This is a genomic window from Rhodococcus sp. 2H158 (assembly GCF_053764755.1).
Genome location: NZ_JBSNCE010000046.1, coordinates 1 through 18,575, shown reverse-complemented (window position 1 = coordinate 18,575; position 18,575 = coordinate 1). Strand labels below are relative to the sequence as shown.

At 71.4% G+C, this 18,575-nt stretch carries 20 protein-coding genes; 6 read left to right on the top strand and 14 right to left on the bottom strand.

Annotation, left to right across the window (positions count from 1 at the left end):
• Position 1 precedes the first annotated feature (1 nt).
• From nuoE to ACWPOB_RS27530, 10 genes are all read right to left on the bottom strand, one after another.
• A complete protein-coding gene (gene nuoE, locus ACWPOB_RS27575) occupies positions 2–883 on the bottom strand; it encodes an NADH-quinone oxidoreductase subunit NuoE (protein ID WP_455402759.1) in 882 nt (293 codons plus the stop codon).
• Positions 880–2,193 carry an NADH dehydrogenase (quinone) subunit D gene (gene nuoD / locus ACWPOB_RS27570; protein ID WP_455402758.1) on the bottom strand — a complete coding sequence of 438 codons (1,314 nt, stop codon included), beginning with the start codon at positions 2,191–2,193 and terminating at the stop codon, positions 880–882. The genes nuoE and nuoD overlap by 4 nt, the downstream gene beginning before the upstream one ends.
• A complete protein-coding gene (locus ACWPOB_RS27565; protein ID WP_455402765.1) occupies positions 2,193–2,876 on the bottom strand; it encodes an NADH-quinone oxidoreductase subunit C in 684 nt (227 codons plus the stop codon). Before ACWPOB_RS27565 ends, nuoD begins: the two co-directional genes overlap by 1 nt.
• 110 nt (positions 2,877–2,986) lie before the next feature.
• On the bottom strand, positions 2,987–3,553 hold the full coding sequence (locus ACWPOB_RS27560; protein ID WP_455402757.1) for a NuoB/complex I 20 kDa subunit family protein: 567 nt from the start codon (positions 3,551–3,553) through the stop codon (positions 2,987–2,989).
• A 67-nt stretch (positions 3,554–3,620) separates the two neighbouring features.
• Positions 3,621–3,980: an NADH-quinone oxidoreductase subunit A gene (locus ACWPOB_RS27555; protein WP_003937927.1), complete on the bottom strand. Its 360-nt coding sequence runs from the start codon at positions 3,978–3,980 to the stop codon at positions 3,621–3,623.
• A gap of 248 nt (positions 3,981–4,228) precedes the next feature.
• Positions 4,229–4,651, bottom strand: a complete 423-nt coding sequence (locus tag ACWPOB_RS27550) for an Rv3143 family two-component system response regulator (protein WP_029543962.1) — start codon at positions 4,649–4,651, stop codon at positions 4,229–4,231.
• Between the two features lie 179 nt (positions 4,652–4,830).
• On the bottom strand, positions 4,831–6,633 hold the full coding sequence (locus ACWPOB_RS27545; RefSeq protein ID WP_455402756.1) for a SulP family inorganic anion transporter: 1,803 nt from the start codon (positions 6,631–6,633) through the stop codon (positions 4,831–4,833).
• 82 nt (positions 6,634–6,715) lie between these two features.
• Positions 6,716–7,075 (bottom strand): ArsR/SmtB family transcription factor, encoded by a 360-nt coding sequence (locus tag ACWPOB_RS27540; RefSeq protein WP_100056590.1) that lies wholly within the window; start codon positions 7,073–7,075, stop codon positions 6,716–6,718.
• A 129-nt stretch (positions 7,076–7,204) separates the two neighbouring features.
• Positions 7,205–7,333, bottom strand: coding sequence for a hypothetical protein (locus tag ACWPOB_RS27535; RefSeq protein ID WP_455402755.1), 129 nt, complete (start codon positions 7,331–7,333; stop codon positions 7,205–7,207).
• On the bottom strand, positions 7,330–7,731 hold the full coding sequence (locus ACWPOB_RS27530; protein ID WP_455402754.1) for a hypothetical protein: 402 nt from the start codon (positions 7,729–7,731) through the stop codon (positions 7,330–7,332). Before ACWPOB_RS27530 ends, ACWPOB_RS27535 begins: the two co-directional genes overlap by 4 nt.
• Positions 7,732–7,859: 128 nt before the next feature.
• Between ACWPOB_RS27530 and ACWPOB_RS27525 the strand changes: the two genes are divergently transcribed.
• The 3 genes from ACWPOB_RS27525 to ACWPOB_RS27515 all read left to right on the top strand — a co-directional run bounded on the left by ACWPOB_RS27525 (position 7,860) and on the right by ACWPOB_RS27515 (position 11,821).
• The gene (locus ACWPOB_RS27525) at positions 7,860–8,906 is read left to right on the top strand and encodes a DoxX family membrane protein (protein WP_455402753.1); all 1,047 of its coding nucleotides are present in this window, start codon (positions 7,860–7,862) and stop codon (positions 8,904–8,906) included.
• Between the two features lie 166 nt (positions 8,907–9,072).
• The gene (locus tag ACWPOB_RS27520) at positions 9,073–11,313 is read left to right on the top strand and encodes a HelD family protein (protein WP_455402764.1); all 2,241 of its coding nucleotides are present in this window, start codon (positions 9,073–9,075) and stop codon (positions 11,311–11,313) included.
• 94 nt (positions 11,314–11,407) lie between these two features.
• On the top strand, positions 11,408–11,821 hold the full coding sequence (locus ACWPOB_RS27515; protein ID WP_455402752.1) for a DUF732 domain-containing protein: 414 nt from the start codon (positions 11,408–11,410) through the stop codon (positions 11,819–11,821).
• Positions 11,822–11,829: 8 nt separating this feature from the next.
• On the opposite strand, the gene ACWPOB_RS27510 is transcribed toward ACWPOB_RS27515, so the two are convergent.
• The 3 genes from ACWPOB_RS27510 to uvrB form a co-directional block, all read right to left on the bottom strand.
• Complete coding sequence (locus ACWPOB_RS27510; RefSeq protein ID WP_100056598.1) at positions 11,830–12,282, bottom strand: universal stress protein; 453 nt, start codon at positions 12,280–12,282, stop codon at positions 11,830–11,832.
• Positions 12,283–12,450: 168 nt separating this feature from the next.
• The gene (locus ACWPOB_RS27505) at positions 12,451–13,323 is read right to left on the bottom strand and encodes an SCO6745 family protein (protein ID WP_455402751.1); all 873 of its coding nucleotides are present in this window, start codon (positions 13,321–13,323) and stop codon (positions 12,451–12,453) included.
• A gap of 10 nt (positions 13,324–13,333) precedes the next feature.
• Positions 13,334–15,487 carry an excinuclease ABC subunit UvrB gene (gene uvrB, locus ACWPOB_RS27500; protein WP_455402750.1) on the bottom strand — a complete coding sequence of 718 codons (2,154 nt, stop codon included), beginning with the start codon at positions 15,485–15,487 and terminating at the stop codon, positions 13,334–13,336.
• A gap of 195 nt (positions 15,488–15,682) precedes the next feature.
• Between uvrB and ACWPOB_RS27495 the strand changes: the two genes are divergently transcribed.
• Positions 15,683–16,276, top strand: a complete 594-nt coding sequence (locus tag ACWPOB_RS27495; RefSeq protein WP_100056595.1) for a DUF3267 domain-containing protein — start codon at positions 15,683–15,685, stop codon at positions 16,274–16,276.
• Between the two features lie 49 nt (positions 16,277–16,325).
• Positions 16,326–16,838 (top strand): DUF402 domain-containing protein, encoded by a 513-nt coding sequence (locus ACWPOB_RS27490; protein ID WP_100056596.1) that lies wholly within the window; start codon positions 16,326–16,328, stop codon positions 16,836–16,838.
• 24 nt (positions 16,839–16,862) lie between these two features.
• Here the strand turns inward: ACWPOB_RS27490 and coaE are convergent, their stop codons facing one another.
• Positions 16,863–18,080, bottom strand: a complete 1,218-nt coding sequence (gene coaE, locus ACWPOB_RS27485; protein ID WP_455402749.1) for a dephospho-CoA kinase — start codon at positions 18,078–18,080, stop codon at positions 16,863–16,865.
• A 216-nt stretch (positions 18,081–18,296) separates the two neighbouring features.
• Between coaE and ACWPOB_RS27480 the strand changes: the two genes are divergently transcribed.
• Entirely contained in the window at positions 18,297–18,512 is a 216-nt protein-coding gene (locus ACWPOB_RS27480) for a hypothetical protein (protein ID WP_006948069.1), read from the top strand.
• The last annotated feature ends 63 nt before the right edge of the window (positions 18,513–18,575 follow it).

Below are 18,575 nucleotides of genomic sequence, written 5' to 3'. Positions count from 1 at the left end.
GTCAGCCTCCTTCGGATCGGGGTCCGGCGACCGGGCCCGGGTCGGAGGGCTGTTCCGGCTCCGGCGCGGGGGCCCGCATGCCCCGCTCACGGGCGATGCGCAGGCCCGCGAGCGATGCCGTACCCGCGCTGCCGCCCGCCGCCAGGGCGCCGGGACGCTCGTCCGGGAACCCGGCGAGGATGCGGGCGGTCTGCCGGAAAGTGCACAGCGGTGCGCCCCGGGTGGGCGTGACGGGCCGGCCGGCGCGCAGATCGTCGACGAGCGCGCGGGCCGAGTCCGGGGTCTGGTGGTCGAAGAACTCCCAGTTGACCATCACGACGGGCGCGAAGTCGCAGGCGGCGTTGCATTCGAGGTGCTCGAGGGTGACGCCGCCGGCTTCGGTGACGCTGCCGGCCCCGGTGACGGCGCCGGCCGCGTCCTGCGTGGTGCCGGCGGCTGCGGTGCGCAGCCCGAGGTGTTCCTCGAGCGCTTCGAGGATCTCGTCGCCGCCCATGATCGCGCACAGGGTGTTGGTGCAGACGCCGACGAGGTAGTCGCCGGTGGGCTCGCGCCGGTACATGGAGTAGAACGTGGCCACCGCGCTGACCTCGGCGCCGGTGAGCCCGAGCCGGTCGGCGCAGAACTCGACGCCGGCCGGGGTGATGTACCCGTCCTCGGACTGCACCAGGTGCAGCAGCGGCAGCAGGGCGGAGCGTGGCTGCGGGTAGCGGCCGATGATCTCCGCGGCGTCGGTCTCGAGGCGGGCCCGCACGTCCGCCGGGTACCGCTCGCGGGCGCCCGGCCGCACCAACCGGGACCGTTCCTCGGGGCGTGGGCCGAACTGGATGAACACCGGGCCGGGGGCCGGGTCCGGCTCGATCGCTACTCGCTGCTCCTGCGTCAACGGTCCACTCCCCCCATCACGGGATCGATGCTGGCGACCGCGGCGATGACGTCGGCGACCATGCCGCCCTCGCACATCGCGGACACCGCTTGCAGGTTCGTGAAGGACGGGTCCCGGAAGTGCACCCGGTACGGCCGGGTGCCACCGTCGCTGACCATGTGCACGCCCAGTTCCCCGCGCGGGGACTCGACGGCGGTGTACACCTGGCCGGGTGGGACGCGGAAACCCTCGGTGACGAGCTTGAAGTGGTGGATCAGGCCCTCCATCGAGTTGCCCATGATCTTCCGGATGTGCTCCGGGGAGTTGCCGAGACCGTCCGCGCCGAGGGACAGGTCGGCCGGCCAGGCGATCTTCTTGTCCTCCACCATGACCGGCCCGGGCCGCAGCCGGTCGAGACACTGCTCGACGATCTTGATCGACTGCTTCATCTCGTCGATCCGGATCAGGTAGCGGCAGTAGGCGTCGCACCCGGTGTCGGTGCACACGTCGAACTCGTAGGTGTCGTAGCCGCAGTACGGTTGCGACTTGCGCAGGTCGTGCGGCAGGCCGGTCGAGCGCAGGACGGGGCCGGTGATGCCGAGGGCCATGCAGCCGGTCAGGTCGAGGTAGCCGATGCCCTGGGTGCGGGCCTTCCAGATGTGGTTCTCGTTGAGCAGGTCCGCCATGTCCCGCAGCCGCCGCGGCAACAGGTCGAGCAGGTCGCGGATCTTCTCGACCGCCCCGGCCGGCAGGTCCTGCGCGAGCCCGCCGGGACGGATGTAGGCGTGGTTCATGCGCAGACCGGTGATCGTCTCGAACACGTCGAGGATCAGTTCCCGCTCACGGAAACCGAGGAACATCGCGGTCATCGCGCCGAGTTCCATGCCGCCGGTGGCCAGGGCGACGAGGTGCGAGGAGATCCGGTTGAGCTCCATGAGCAGCACACGGACCACGGTGGCTCGTTCGGGGATCGCGTCGGTGATGTCGAGCAGCTTCTCGACGCCGAGGCAGTAGGCGGTCTCGTTGAAGAACGGCGACAGGTAGTCCATCCGGGTGACGAAGGTGACGCCCTGGGTCCAGGTGCGGTATTCGAGGTTCTTCTCGATGCCGGTGTGCAGGTAGCCGATTCCGCAGCGGGCCTCGGTGACGGTCTCGCCCTCGATCTCGAGCACGAGCCGCAGCACGCCGTGGGTCGACGGGTGCTGCGGCCCCATGTTGACCACGATGCGTTCGTCGCCGCGGTCGGCGGCCGCGGCGCGGGCGGCCTCAACGATGCTGTCCCAGTCCTCGCCGACGACGGTGTGGACCGGCCCCTCGGTGATGTCGGTCATCAGCTGTACGCCCTCCGCTCGTCGGGCGGCGGGATCTCCGCCCCGTGGTACTCGACGGGGATGCCGCCGAGCGGATAGTCCTTGCGTTGCGGATGCCCCGACCAGTCGTCGGGCATCTCGATGCGGGTCAGCGACGGGTGGCCGTCGAACACGATCCCGAAGAAGTCGTAGGTCTCGCGCTCGTGCCAGTCGTTGGTCGGATACACCCCGTACAGCGACGGGATGTGGGGGTCGGCGTCCGGGGCCGACACCTCGAGCCGGATGCGGCGGTTGTGGGTGATCGACATGAGCGGGTACACCGCGTGCAGTTCGCGGCCGGTGTCCTGCGGGTAGTGCGCCCCGTCGACGCCGAGGCACAGTTCGAAGCGCAGGTCCGGTTCGTCGCGCAACCGCCGGGCCACCTCGGGAAGGTGCTCGCGACGGACGTGGAAGGTCAGCTCACCGCGGTGGACGACGACCTTCTCGATCGCCGCCTCGGCATCCACCCCGGACTCGGCGACGGCGTCGTGCAGGGCGTCGGCCACGTCGTCGAAGTACCCGCCGTACGGGCGCGGGGTGCTCCCGGGCAGGGTCACCGGGCGTACGAGCCGCCCGTAGCCGGAGGTGTCGCCGCTGCCGCGGACCCCGAACATGCCCGTGCGGACGCCGATCACCTCGGCGCCGCCGTCGGGCCGCGCCGGCAGCGTTCCCTCGGGGCCGGTGCTGGCCGCCCGGTCCACCGGCCGTGCGGTGTCCTGCGCGTGCGCCGCGGGATCCGTAGGGCGCGAGGACCGTTCGTTGTCGGAGGAGGAGGTCACCGGGCCGGCCCCCGTACCTGGAGGCTGGGCACGACGGGCCGGGCGGCGGCCAGGGCCGCCTCCTCGGCGGCCTGCACGGCCTTCTCCCGGTCCACGCCGAGCGGCATCTGCTGGATCTTCTCGTGCAGCATCAGGACGGCGTGCAGCAGCATCTCCGGCCGGGGCGGGCACCCGGGTAGGTAGATGTCGACGGGAACGATGTGGTCGACACCCTGCACGACGGCGTAGTTGTTGAACATGCCGCCCGAGGAGGCGCACACACCCATGGCCAGCACCCATTTCGGCTCGACCATCTGGTCGTAGACCTGCCGCAGCACCGGGGCCATCTTCTGGCTGACCCGGCCGGCGACGATCATGAGGTCGGCCTGTCGCGGCGAGGCACGGAACGCCTCCATCCCGAACCGTGCGATGTCGAACCGCGGCGACACGGTGGTCATCATCTCGATCGCGCAGCACGCGAGCCCGAAGGTCGCGGGCCACAGCGAACCCTTGCGCGCGAAACCGGCGAAGCTCTCCACCGTGCTCAGCAGAAAGCCGCTCGGCAACTTCTCCTCGAGACCCATGTCCGACTCATATCACTTTCGGTCGGTGTTCGAATCCATTACGGCACAATCTCATTCCCTGTCGCGGTCATTCCCAGCCGAGACCACCCCGCCGCCACTCGTAGACGTAGGCGACGGCGACGTTGAACACGAACAGGGCCATCGCGGCCAGCCCGAAGACCCCCAGGGCATCGAGGTGCACGGCCCACGGATAGAGGAACACGATCTCGATGTCGAAGATGATGAACAGCATGGCCGTCAGGTAGTACTTCACCGGGAATCTGCCGCCGCCCGGCGGCTGCGGCGTCGGGTCGATCCCGCACTCGTAGGCTTCGAGCTTGGCTCGGTTGTAGCGGCTCGGGCCGATCACCGAGGACACGACGACGGAGAACACCGCGAAGGCGACCGCGATCCCTCCGAGCACGAGGATCGGGATGTAGACGTTCATGGCGCCTGGCTCCTCTCCGTGCGAGCCGGCCACGTGCGCCGACCCCGTTGCCCCTGCCGACCTCCTTCGGCCGCTGGGGCCGAACGATCACGATACGGAGACAGTGCCGTGAGTCACTTCAACCGCATCATTGTGATGTACGGCTCAGCCTACCGGCGCGGTGTCCCGCCGAGGCGGATACGACGCGGCGTGATTTCTCCGTTTCGCCCGGACCGTGGCCGATGCCGGCGCCCGCTTCGCCGCCGCCCTCAGGTGGTGCTGCGGCCGCGCAGCAGCGCGACGACCGTCTCCGCGAGGCGGAACGGGTCGAGAGGCCGCGGCACCGCGGCCTCGGCGCGGGACCAGTCGGCCAGCCACGCGTCGTCCGCCCGGCCGGTCAGCACGACGACGGGCGGGCACTGTTCAAGTTCGTCCTTGAGTTGCTTGGCGATGCCCATCCCACCGGCGGGGGCCGCCTCGCCGTCCAGGATCGCGAGGTCGATGCCGCCGGCGTCCATGCGGCGGATCACCATCGGCTCGGTCGCCACCTCGACGAAGTCGAGTTCGGGGAGCTCGGGATCGGGTCGCCGGCCCAGCGCCCGGGTGACCTGCTCGCGCGTGTCGGCGTCGTCGCTGTAGACGAGAACGCGCAGGGCGGCAGGACGGCTGGTACTCGCGGTCGAGTCGGTCACGGAGCAGATGCTACTGGCCGGAACCGAGCGGCCCCGGGAGGCGAGCCGCGGCACGCACGGCCCCCGGCCGCCTGCACCCCGCCGGTCCCGCCGACGGCAGGCGACCGGTCCCCGTGCTCACCTGGCGTTACCGGGTGAGGAGAGCCAGGCTGCCACGAGGGCCGGTCACACCGCCGATTCTACTCGCCCGGAAGAGCTTCGGAATCTCCCGGCCTCTTCCCCTCGGAGCCGGCGGTGGCCGGGGCGTACCGGTGTTCCGGCAGCACCAGCATGCGGGCGTACGCGATCGCCCGGGGCGTGGTCGCGAAGACGTGCCGCTCCTCGCTGTCCTTGGTGGTGAAGACGCCCAGCGCGGACAGCGGCCGCAGGTGCTCCGGTTTGGCCCCGGAGATCAGGACCGTGATGTGCCGGTGCTCGAGCTTGGTGATGGCGTCCTTGAGGACGAGGGCGCCGGTGGCGTCGATGGCCGTCACCCGGGACATGCGCAGGATCACGACCTTGACGTCCGTGACGTCGGCGAGCTCGAGCAGGAATCGGTGGGCCGCGGCGAAGAACAGAGCGCCGTCGATCCGGTACGCGACGATGTGCTCGCGCAGCAGCTCGTGTTCCTCGGCGGCGTGATCCCCCTCCTCGTCGAGGGGAACCTGCTCGATCCGGGCGGACTTCGCGACCGCCCGCAGCGCGAGCACCGCAGCGAACCCGACACCGATCGCGACCGCCGTCACGAGGTCGAGGGCGACGGTGACCAGGAACGTCACCGTCATGACGATCGCATCCGCGCGGCTGGCCCGCGTGATCGCGACGATCGAGGCGGTTTCGACCATGCGCACCGTGGTGGCGAGCAGAACGCCGGCGAGCGCGGCGAGAGGGATCTGAGCGACGAGCGGCGAGGCGAGGTAGACGATGCCGGCGAGGATGACGGCGTGGGTGAGGGCGGACAGCCGGGACCGCGCCCCCGAGCGGACGTTGACGGCCGTCCGGGCGATCGCGCCCGTGGCCGGAACGCCGCCGAACAGGGGGGCGGCGATGTTGGCCAGGCCCTGCCCGAACAACTCCCGGTCCGGGTCGTGCCGGGTGCCGACGCTCATCGAATCCGCGGCGGTCGCGGACAGCAGCGATTCGAGGGCCGCGAGCGCGGCCACCGCGAGCGCCGGCGCGAGCAGCGACGTCAGCTCCCCCAGGTCGAGGAATCCGAGGCTGGGGGCGCTGAAGCCGGACGGGATGGACCCGATCCGCGTGACGTCCAGATGGAACAGCTGTGCGACGACGGTGGCCACCACCACCGCGACGAGCGAGAACGGCAGCTTCGGCAGGTACCGGCCACCGATCAGGATGGCCGCCGCGACAAGCACCGCCACGGCCGTAGGCAGGAGGGACGGCTGGTCGACGAACTGCCGGACGGCGTCGAACGCGCTCTGCCACACCTTCTCCCCCTCGGCGTGGGCGATGCCGAGCGCGGCGGGAACCTGCTGCAGGGCGATGACCACGGCGATCCCGGCGGTGAAGCCCTCGATCACCGGGGCGGGCATGAACCGCACCGCCCGGCCGATGCCGGCGAAGGCGAGGACGACGAGAACGACGCCGGCGACGAGTCCCACCGCGAGGACGCCGGAGGCGCCGTGCTCGTGGAAGATCGGCACCAGGACGACGGTCATCGCGCCGGTCGGGCCCGACACCTGGAAGCGGGAGCCGCCGAACACGGCGGCGACCGCTCCCGCGACGACGGCGGTCGCGAGGCCCGCCGCGGCCCCGAGACCGGAGCTGATACCGAAGCCGAGCGCGAGGGGCAACGCGACGAGGGCGACGACGAGTCCGGCGGTCAGATCGGCGCGGGGCGAGCGCAGGGCCGGTTTCCACTCGACCCAGCGCGGCATCAGCGCGGCGACCGACCGCGCGGCGCGAGCCACGACGGTGCCGGCTCCCGCTGCTTCTTCCTCGGTGCGCCCGGTCACCGCATCATGCTGCTCTGTCGACATCGACATCGTGCCTCCACCACAAACAATAAATAAGCACTTAATAAAGTCTGCAATCAATGCGCGCGAAGCGCCCCGGTGTGCGACCGTCTCAGCGGCGCGCTCGGCCCGCCGGTTCGGCTACGTCCTCTTCGAGCAGTTCCGCCTGTACGGCGACCACCCCCGTGAGGATCGCGCGGGCGACGCCCAGCAGTTCCGCGACCCGCGGCGACGTCAGCGCGTACGTCACCGACAGCCCCTCCCGGCGCGCGGTGACCAGGCCTGCGCGCCGGAGGATCGCCAGTTGCTGGGAGAGATTGGCGGGTTCGATCCCCACCTCGGGCAACATCTCGGAGACGGCATGCTCGCGCTCGCTGAGCAGCTCGAGGACGCGAATGCGCGCCGGATGTCCGAGCGTCTTGAAGAAGTCGGCCTTCATCCGATAGAGGGGTTGACGCGCCTGCGCGACCATCACCGTTCCCGTCGTCCGAGCCACCGCCGGCGGGCGATGCTGTTACTTGCGTAGTTTAGCAATCAAAGAGGTTGGGTGTGCGTGACATGCGACACACCGGACACCGACATCGTCGGCACCCGGGTCGGTTCAGGAACGCGCCGCGCGCCCGAGCCGGGTGAGGCTCGCGGACATCTGCGCGGGCGAGACCCGCGGAAGCCGCACGCGGCGCAGGTACCCGGTCTCGGTCACCGCGGACCAGTCGCAGGTCTGGCTCACCGCAGCGCCCCCGGTCGTCCCGGTGAAGGACCACTCCCACCGGATGCCGAGCGGCGGCGTGTCCGGGTTGGCCGGCAGCCACGCCGGCAGCGGTCGGGTTCGAACGCCACCACGTGGTTGACCACCGGATACGCCGTGCGGCCGGGAAAGTGCACCGGCGCGAAGAAGCGCAGTCCGGCGGCGGTGATCGGGGGCTGCCCCGCGGGCACGTGCACCGTGCCCGATCCGTCGATCTCACTGTGCCGCAGCGGGTCCCGCATCACCCCGAACAGCGCCGCGGCCGACGCCGGTATCGTGGCCTCGACCCGGACCGATGTCGTCGTGCGCACCACGCGCACCCCGGCCCCACCGACATCGCCGACCCCTGTCGCTTCTCCCCCGCCGTTCACGCCGCACATCGTGCCACCTCGGCGCGCATCGTTGCGCGGAGCGCGCGGAGCGTGATCCGGGTCGGACGCGCATATCGCGCCGGGCGGCGGGGTATGCGTGCAAAGGTGGAACCGCCACCGATCACGGGAGGAAGCACATGATTGTCCGCAGAATTGCCCGCCCCATGCTCGCGTCGGTCTTCGTCGCCGGAGGCATCGACGCGCTGAGAGACTCGTCCACCAAGGCGGCGGCAGCGCAGCCGGGACTCGACCGGGCGGTGGGCATGCTGCCCGACACGGTGGCGCAGAAGCTCCCGGACACGGTGAGCGAGAAGCTCACGAACGATCCGGAGACACTCGTGCGGATCAACGCCGCCGTGCAGATCGGGGCGGGTGCGCTGCTCGCGGTCGGGAAGGCACCGCGGCTGGCGGCTCTTGCCCTGGCCACCACGCTCGTGCCCACGACGGTGGCGGGCCACGACTTCTGGAACGTCGAGGATGCGGAGGCCCGGGCCATCCAGCGCACCCAGTTCCTCAAGAACGTCAGCCTGCTCGGCGGGCTGATCATCACCGCGGTGGACACCGAAGGCAAGCCGTCGCTGGGGTGGCGCGGACGGCGGGCCGCACGGCGCGCCCAGGTGGCCGTCGCCGGCGTCCTGCCTCATCAGGACGACGCCGCGGGCGAAGCGGTCACCGAGAGCCTGCACAAGGTGGCCGAGCGGGTCCGGACCCTGTCGGAGGAGGCAGCGGAGGTGGCCGGCACCGCCCGTGAGCGCGGAAGCCACCTGCTGGGCGTGGCCCGCGAACGCGGACCCGAACTCGCCGAGGTCGCCCGCGAACGCGGCACGCACCTGCTCGACGTCGCCCGCGAACGCGGACCCGAACTCGCCGACGTCGCCCGCGAACGCGGCACCGAACTGCTCGACGTCGCCCGCGAACGCGGACCCGAACTCGCCGACGTCGCCCGCGAACGCGGCACCGAACTGCTCGACGTCGCCAAGGAACGCGGACCCGAACTCGCCGAGGTCGCCCGGGAACGGAGTTCGCTGCTGTGGGGCACGGCCCGTGAGCGCGGCCCGGAGCTGGCGAAGGTCGCCCGCGAGCGGGCGCTGACGGCGGAGGAGCGTTCCCTGTTGCTGGCCCAGCAGGCCCGTCACCGCGCCGAGGAGGCCCTCACCCGCGCCCGCCTGCAGTTGCAGCGCTGACAGCACGGTCCCGCACCCGGCGATTCTGCGCGGGTGCGGGACCGCCACTAGACTTCTTGGGCACTTCGTGGCGGCGCACCCGCCGCCCGTCCGACCCCGAGGAGTCCCCTTGCCGGCCGATGGCCTGTCCCACCCCGACCATGAGCGTGAGCAGGCGTACCTGTCGATGCTGTACGGCCACCTCGACTCCATGCGGGCGTACGCCAAGACCCGGCTGAGCCGGGTGCTGCTCGACACCGGCGGCACTCCGCAGGCCCGCAGCGAGCGGGAGTCCTTCACGCAGCTGTACACGGAGGACATCGCGAAATACGACGCCGCCGAGCACGGGCTGTGCTTCGGCCGGATCGACGTGCGCGACGGCGAAGACGGCGACGGGGCCGAGGTGCGGTACATCGGCCGCATCGGCATCCTCGACGAGGCGAACGACTACGAGCCGCTGCTGCTGGACTGGCGGGCGCCGTTGGCGCGGCCGTTCTATCTGGCGACGCCGGCGGCACCGGAGGGCGTGACACGGCGCCGGCACATCCGGTCGCGCAGCCGCGCGATCACCGCACTCAACGACGAGTACCTCGATCTCGACGCGGCCCAGGCGCACGACGCCACCGTTTCGGCGGGGGGTGTCGCCGGCGAGTCGGCGCTGCTGGCCGCGCTGAACGCCGCGCGGACCGGGCAGATGCACGACATCGTCGCGACGATCCAGGCCGAGCAGGACGCGATCATCCGGTCCGAGCACAAGAGCGTGCTCGTCGTCCAGGGCGGCCCGGGCACCGGGAAGACCGCGGTGGCCCTGCACCGGGCGGCGTTCCTGCTGTACACGTACCGTCGGCAGCTCGCGAAGAGCGGTGTGCTCATCGTCGGACCGAACTCGACGTTCCTGGACTACATCGGGCAGGTGCTGCCGTCCCTCGGCGAGACCGGCGTGTTGCTGTCCACGATCGGTGACCTGTATCCCGGGGTGCGCGCGACCGTCGAGGATTCCCTCGAGGCGGGCGCGATCAAGGGCTCGCTCGACATGATCGAGGTGCTGAAGAAGGCGGTGCGGGACCGTCAGGAGATCCCGACGACGCCGATCCCGCTGGTCTTCGACACCTACCGGCTGACCCTCGACCGCAAGACGGTCACGCGGGCGCGGGGCCGGGCCCGGTCGTCGCGCCGGCCGCACAACCTGGCTCGCCCGATCTTCGTCTCCGCGGTGGTGGACGCGCTCGCCGACCAGCTCGCGTCGATCATCGGTGCGAATCTGGTCGACGGCGGAAACCTGTTGAGCCGGGACGATATCGACGACATCCGGGCCGAGATGCGGGCGGACCGCGACATCACGGCGGCGATCGACTCGCTGTGGCCGCAGCTGAGCCCGCAGCAGGTGCTCGCGGAGCTGTTCGCGTCCCGGGAGCGGCTCGCGTCGGCGGCGCCGCAACTCGACGAGGACCAGCGCGCGCTGCTGCAGCGCCCCTCGGCGACGCGGGTGTTCAGCGCCGCGGACGCACCACTGCTCGACGAACTCGCCGAGTTGCTCGGCGTCGACGACGCGGCCGAGCGGGAGCGCGCCGCGCGGCAGTGGCGCAAGCAGATCGCCGACGCGCAGGGCGCCCTGGACATCCTGACGGGGTCGGCCCCACAGGATCTCGAGGACGAGCTGGATCCGGAGATCCTGATGGCGTACGACCTGATCGACGCCGACCAGCTCGCGCAGCGACAGAGCCGCTCGAGCCACGAGACCACGGCCGAACGGGCCGCCGGGGACCGTACCTGGACGTACGGGCACGTGATCGTCGACGAGGCGCAGGAGCTGTCCGAGATGGCCTGGCGGATGCTGATGCGGCGCATCCCGAACCGTTGGATGACCCTGGTCGGCGACACCGCGCAGACCGGGGATCCGGCCGGCAGCTCGTCCTGGCAGCGGATCCTGGAGCCGTACGTGGCCAAGCGGTGGAAGAAGGCCGAGCTGACCGTCAATTACCGCACGCCCGCGGAGATCATGGAGATCGCGCATGCGGTCCTCGCCGAGATCGATCCGCACCAGGTGCCGCCCCGCTCGGTGCGCGAGTCCGGGTTCGCGCCGTGGGTCCGGAACGTCGACGCGGACGGCCTTCTCGAAGCCGTGCACGGCGCCCTCGCGGCCGAGGAGGGACCGGGCCTCACGGCGGTGATCGTGCCGCACGACCTCGCGGCGCGGTGGGCGCATCTCCGGTCGGATTCGGTGCGGGTGTCCACCGTGAAGGACGTCAAGGGACTGGAATTCGATTCGGTGCTGCTGGTGGAGCCGACCGCCATCGTGGCGGAGTCGCCTCGCGGGCTCAACGACCTGTACGTGGCGCTCACCCGCGCCACCCAACGGCTGGGGGTGCTGCACACCGGGGAGCTGCCCGAGGCGCTGGCGGCGCTGGTGGCGCCGGCCCGGCTGTGAGGGGTCACCGATGTGCCGTATCACCGCCTGCGCCGTTCCGCCGGGCGGTATGTTGCGGGCGAACGTGCGACCGGTCGGAGCGGGAGGCGGGGCGGTGAGAGCGGTGTGGGCTCGGGGGCGCTGGGCGCGCATCCTGGCAGGGTTCGGGGTCCTCGCCACCACCGCGGGTTGTACGGGGACCGCGGCCTCGGAGGACTCCGCGGCCGCCATCCCGGTCACGGTCCCGATGGCGGCCGCACCGGTCGAGGCGGAGACGCTGGACGGGCCGGCCCTGCGGTTCAAGCAGGCCCTGGCCGAGGCCGGGCTGGCCGCCGGGGTGCCCGACGAGACGCTCGTGGCACTGGTCCGTGGGACGTGTGCCCAGCTGGCCGCCGGCCTGCCGGAGGAACAGATCCTCGGCTCGGTCCGGTCCGTCGCGGCCTTCGCGGCGTCCGTCTCGCGGGCGGCGTTGCAGGGCGACGACGCCGCCCGGTTCTACGTGGGTGCCGCCCGCGAGACCTACTGCTGATCGACGCGTCAGCGGACGGTGTGCACGATGAGCACGTCCGAGGTCGACTTGCGGGCCAGATCCGAGGGTACGGAGCCGAGCAACCGGCCGGTGAGGGTGTTCAGGCCCCGGTTGCCCACGACGAGCAGGTCCGCCTCCACCTCGTCGACCAGTTCGAGGAGCGAGTCGACGGGAGCCCCGACGACGGCCCGTTCGAGGACGTTCGTGGCGCCGGCTGCGTGGGCCTTCTCCCGGGCGGTGCGCAGGATGTCGTAGGTGGGCGCCGATCCGGTCACCTGGTAGGCGTCCTCACCGAGCACGTCGGCGGCGCGGGCGCTGTCCTTCGGATCCACCGGGTAGTAGGCGCACGCGATGACGAGGCGGGCCTCGGCGTCACCGGCGAGAGCTGCTGCCTTCTCGACGGCGCGGTACGACGACTCGGAACCGTCGGTTCCGACGACTACGGTCCGGTAGGCGCTCATGCATTCCTCCATGAAATTGGTCGGGTTTCGCCGGCGGGCGACCGTCGTTGCGTCCCCCTTCCGACTGCTGCGTCGACAGTAGCGGCCGACCGGACGGGGTTGGCGGCCTTTGGGGTGGATCCCACAGGGCCCGCCGCCGTGCGCTCGACGCCACTGACGACGTTGACGTTACCGTGCGTCACCGTAACGCGGGCCGAACATCTGCGCGGGGAACACGCCGGACTCCACGATGGCGTCCCGCCACGGCAGCGCGAGCTCCGTCAGCCGGTCGGCCTTGTCTTCGCCCAGCGCCGCCCACGGCACCGCCGCGAGGTCGTCGGTCAGGTCCTCGACGAGTTCGCGGACCTCGAAGCCCTCGTCGGTGAGCGCACCGGAGCGGTCGAGCAGTCCGCGTGAGCGCAGCGCCGTCTCCGCGTCGGCCCACTCCTCCTTGCTCCAGCCGCGGCGCGCGCGGGCGAAGTCCTCGCTGAACCCGATACCCGCGGCGGTGTGGCTGACGAGGGCCTCGATCCCGGTCAGGCCGGCGGTCTGCAACGCCGCGACGTGCCCGTCGCCCCGGTACTCGCGCAGCAGGGTCAGCGCGTGCCACAGGATCAGGTGCGGGGCGTCCGGCCACGGCAGGTCGGCGTGCCCCGCGTACAGCGGCCGGCCCTCCGGCCCCGGGACGGCCCGGGCGGCGCTCGCGGCGAGGTCCGCCGCCTCACGCATCTCCGGCGAGTCCAGCACCTCGGGCCCGAGGATTCGGGTCAGCGATTCGTCGATGCCGCGCAGCCGGGCGGCCACGACGGCCTCCGGGGTGGCGAGCCGCCAGGCGTGCGGGATCGCGGACGCGACGAGACGGGGACTGAAGCTGTAGAAGGTGGCGGCCACGACGCCCGCCCCGACCGCGCCGAGCGCAGCGGAACGCGCCGCGAAGTACCGCATCCGGCCGGCCTCGAGGCCGGTGTCGCCGAGCGCGGCGTCGACTTCGGGGGCGAAGTACCCGACGGAGTGGATCAGTTCGAGGGCACGGGCGACGCGGCCGGCAGACTGTGGGTCCATACCGCAGACGCTACGCGAGGCCTGCGGCGTCCATCCCGCGCAGTTCCTTCTTCAGGTCGGCGATCTCGTCGCGCAACCGCCCGGCCAGTTCGAACTGCAGCTCACGGGCCGCGTTCATCATCTGGTCGGTCAGTTCCTGCACGAGGTCCGCGAGTTCGGCGCGGGGCATGGACTTCACGTCGCGACCCTCGTAGACGCCGGCGCTCACGGCGCGACCGGATTCACCCTGGGCGCGGCGGCCGCGGGAGGCGTTGCGGCCCGAGCCCCCGACCTCCACGGTGTCGTCGGCCTCCTCGTAGACCTGGTCGAGGATGTCGGCGATCTTCTTGCGCAGCGGCTGCGGGTCGATGCCGTGCTCGCAGTTGTAGGCGATCTGCTTCTCGCGGCGCCGCTCGGTCTCCTCGATGGCACGCGCCATCGAGTCGGTGATCTTGTCGGCGTACATGTGGACCTCGCCGGAGACGTTGCGGGCGGCCCGGCCGATGGTCTGGATGAGGCTGGTGGTCGAGCGCAGGAACCCCTCCTTGTCGGCGTCGAGGATCGCCACGAGCGAGACCTCGGGTAGGTCGAGGCCCTCGCGGAGGAGGTTGATGCCGACGAGGACGTCGTACTCGCCGAGCCGCAGCTGCCGGAGCAGCTCGACGCGCCGGAGGGTGTCGATGTCCGAATGCAGGTAGCGCACCCGAATGCCGAGCTCGAGCAGGTAGTCGGTGAGATCCTCGGACATCTTCTTGGTGAGGGTGGTGACGAGCACCCGCTCGTCCCGGTCGGCGCGCTCGCGGATCTCGTGTACCAGGTCGTCGATCTGGCCCTTGGTGGGCTTGACGACGACCTTCGGGTCCACCAGTCCGGTCGGCCGGATGACCTGTTCGACGAACTCGCCGCCGGCCTGCCCGAGCTCGTAGGGGCCGGGGGTGGCCGACAGGTACACGGTCTGGCCGATGCGGGCGGCGAACTCCTCCCAGGTCAACGGGCGGTTGTCGACGGCCGAGGGCAGCCGGAACCCGAACTCGACGAGGTTGCGCTTGCGCGACATGTCCCCCTCGTACATGGCGCCGATCTGCGGGACGGTGACGTGGGACTCGTCGATGACCAGCAGGAAGTCCTCCGGGAAGTAGTCGATCAGGGTGGCCGGCGCGGAACCGGCGGGACGGCCGTCGATGTGCCTCGAGTAGTTCTCGATGCCGGAGCAGAACCCGACCTGGCGGATCATCTCGAGATCGTACTGGGTGCGCATGCGCAGACGCTGCGCCTCGAGCAGCTTGCCGCGGTTCTCGAGGTCGGCGAGACGGTCCCCGAGTTCGGCCTCGATGTCGGTCACGGCCCGTTCCATCCGCTCCGGCCCGGCGACGTAGTGGGTGGCGGGGAAGATCCGCAGCGAGTCCACCTTGCGCACCACGTCCCCCGTCAGGGGATGCAGGTAGTAGAGCGCGTCGATCTCGTCGCCGAAGAACTCGATGCGCACGGCAAGTTCCTCGTACGCGGGGATGATGTCGACGGTGTCGCCCTTGACCCGGAACGAGCCGCGCGTGAACGCCATGTCGTTGCGGGTGTACTGCACGTCCACCAGCAGGCGCAGCAGGGCGTCGCGGGGCACCTCCACCCCGACCTCGAGCGCGATGGAGCGGTCCAGGTAGGACTGCGGCGTGCCCAGGCCGTAGATGCACGACACGGACGCGACCACCACGACGTCGCGACGGGAGAGCAGCGCGGAGGTGGCCGAGTGCCGCAGCCGTTCCACGTCGTCGTTGATCGAGGAGTCCTTCTCGATGTAGGTGTCGGTCTGCGCGATGTACGCCTCGGGCTGGTAGTAGTCGTAGTACGACACGAAGTACTCGACGGCGTTGTGCGGCAACATCTCCCGCAGCTCGTTGGCGAGCTGCGCGGCGAGGGTCTTGTTCGGCGCCATCACCAGGGTGGGGCGCTGCACCCGCTCGATCAGCCACGCGGTGGTGGCCGACTTGCCGGTGCCCGTGGCGCCGAGCAGCACCACGTCCTTCTCCCCCGCCCGCAGGCGGCGCTCGAGCTCGTCGATCGCGGCCGGCTGATCCCCGGCCGGCTTGTGGTCGCTGACCACCTCGAACCGGGCCTCGGCCCGTTCGATCTCCCCCACGGGGCGGAACTCGGAGTGGGCGACAACGGGATGCTCGCTTGCGAACGCCATGGGAACCAGGGTAGGCGGCGGCACCGACAATGCCGCTCGGCGGCAGGGACCAGGTGCGTGGCCGCCGGGACACGGGGGCTTCCGCCGGGACACGGGGGCATCCGCCGGGCATGATCGGTCCGACCGGCCCGCCCGTCCACCGCCGGCTCTCGCCGGACCGTCCGCCCGGGAGACCGCGAAATCCAGGGGGAACACGTGAACGCTCGCAACGACCCGAAGCCCGCGGTGGCACCCCCACCGGACTACCGGGTCCACACCCGGCTGGACCTGAAGAACGACCCTAGGGCGGCCACGGCAGTCCGGACCGTCCTCGTCCTCACCGTCGCCGTCCTCCTCGGCGCGGCAGTGGTCCTGGACCTGCCGCTGCGGAGCGGGTGGGGCACGGCGCCCACGGTCGCCGTCACCGTCGTGGCGTGCCTCGGCTACCTGGCGGTGCACGAACTGACCCACGGCCTGGTCTCCCGGATCCTCTCCGGCGTGCGCCCGACGTACGCGGTGCGGTTCCCCTTCCTGACGACGGGCAGCGACGCCTGGCTCACACGGAACGCGGCCGTGGCCGTCACGCTCGCCCCCGTGGTGCTGTGGGGCGCGGTCCTGGTGGCCTTGCTGTTCGCCGTGCCGGTCGACTTCGTCCTCACCGTCTATGTCGTCACGGTGGTGAACTTCGCGGGGTCGGCCGGCGACTACGTCCAGGCCGGCGCGCTGTGGCGGCTGCCCGCCTCCGCGCTCGTGCAGGACAACGGGCACGAGACGACGACGGTGGTGCCGGCCGGGTCGACGGGCCGGTAGGTCCGGCACCGGCGGGTTCGCCGGCCCGGACCGCAGTAACGTTCAGCCCATGTCCGAGGCGAAACTCCACCACGTCAAGGTCGAGACCTTCGATGTGGCCGCGCACACCAACGTCGATCCGAAGGGCATCGTGCGGGAGGTGGAGGTGTACCGGGTCGAGCGGTGGGGCCTGTACATGGCCCGGCCCGCCGACCACCCGCAGTTCGGGTATCTCGAGTCGTGGCTGCTGCCGGACCTCGGCCTGCGTGCGTCGATCTTCCACTTCCGGCCCGGTTTCGAACGCGACCAGGACCGGTACGTCGACGTCGGCGAGTTCTGGTGCGAGGGGGACGTGTGGCACTCGCGCGACCACTACCTCGATCTCGTGGTGCGCACCGGCCGCGACACCGCCGTCGAGGACGTCGACGAACTGCTCGCCGCCACGGCGGCGGGACTGCTGGATCCGGGGACCGCCGAGCGCGCGGTGCAGCGGGCGTTGCGGGCGGTGGACGGCATCGCCACGCACGGCCACGACCTCGATGCCTGGCTGGCCGCGCTGGCCATGCCGGTCAGCTGGCGCTGAGCGGGTCCCGCCTCGGTCCGGGCGTCAGGCCGACCAGCCGGTCTTCTCGGCCCACTCCCAGGCACGCGTGTAGGCGCCGTCGAACCAGGGGGCCTTCTCCCCGGCGTAGACGGCGGCGGCCTCGGCCGGGTCGTGCCGGGCGGCCGCGTCACGGGCCGCGGCCTGCTTGATCTCGGCGAATTCGGCGACGGCCTCGGGGTTCGCGCGCAACCAGTCCCGCAGCAGCAGCGCGAACTGCTGGCCGGGCCAGCCCTGCACCCGCAGGTGCACGTACGCGGGCCGACCGGGGTCGGCACTGCCGTGCAGGCGCGCGCCCCACACGGCCGGATCGGTCTCGCCGCCGGCACCGTACGACGGCCGCGGGTCGTCGTGGTCGACGTGGGCGATGCGGGGGAATCCGGCGCCGGCGAGTGCGTCCTCGAGCGCCTCCGCCGCGGCGAGGTCCGGCACGGTGATCTGGAGGTCGAGCACGTCGACGGCGGCCAGCCCGGGCACGGCGGTCGAGCCGATGTGGTCGATCCGCAGGGCGCCGCCCCCGGCGGCGAGCGCGAGCCGGCCGATCAGCCGCTGCGCCTGCCGGTGCCAGTCCGGCTTCGGATCGACGAGCACCGGCGCCGGCTGCACGGGGGTGCGGCTGCGCAGGTTCGCCTCGAACGGCACGAGCCGCTCGGTCCACAGGGCGCGCACGGCCGCCGCGAGGGCGTCCCGGTCGCCGTTGTTGTCCAGCCAGACGTCTGCGGCTGCGCGGCGCTGTTCGTCGGTGGCCTGGGCGGCGATGCGGGCACGCGCGTCGCCCTCGGGCATCGCACGCAGTTCGACCAGGCGGCGCAGGCGCTCGTCGGCGTCGGTGTGCACCACGGCGACGAGGTGGAACGCGGGCGCCATGCCGCCCTCGACGAGGAGCGGGATGTCCTGGACGACGATGGCGTCGGCGGGTGCGGCGGCGACCAGTTCGGCGGTGCGCGCCCCCACCCGGGGATGGGTGATCGCGTTGAGCACCGCCCGCGCCTCGTCGCTGGCAAAGGCCTTGGCGGCCAACGCCGGTCGGTTCAGGGATCCGTCCGGCAGCAGGATGTCGTCACCGAAGGCCCCGGCGAGTTCGGCCAGGCCCTCGGTGCCCGGCGCGACGACTTCGCGGGCAATGGTGTCCGCGTCGACGAGCACCGCCCCCAGCGCGACGAGTTCGTGGGAGACGGTGGATTTGCCCGCTCCGATGCCTCCGGTCAGTCCGAGTCTCAGCACGCCGAACAGTGTCGCATCACCGATCCGGGTGCCGGAAACCGGCCGGTCGTCACACTGCAGTCACAACGGGGTCACGGACTGGTCGCGACCTGGGATTTCGTCGGCAACACGCCCATCTCACCCGCCTCGCCTGCCCCAGTATCATCGGCGCGTCGGATATCGTCGGACCGAGCGTCCGACCATCGTCATTACCCGCCCCACTCGAAAAGGCACCGCATGCGATCCTCCCCTCAGTTGCCCGGTCGGCATCGCCTCGGCATGGAGAACGGTGTTCACTGCATCCTCATCCCCGAGGTCGCCGCCGCGCTCGCCGAACACCGGCGTAACTGGTTCACCATGCTGCTCAGCAACGCCCGCCACAGCCAGGCGGCGATCCGCAAACGCGCCGCCGAACTGCCGGCCCAGTGGGCCAGCACCCCTGCGGTGAGCTGAGCACCTCCGGCATCCGGTCGGCGCGACGCCGAGGGCCGCGGGCCCGCTCCCCTCGGAGAGGGG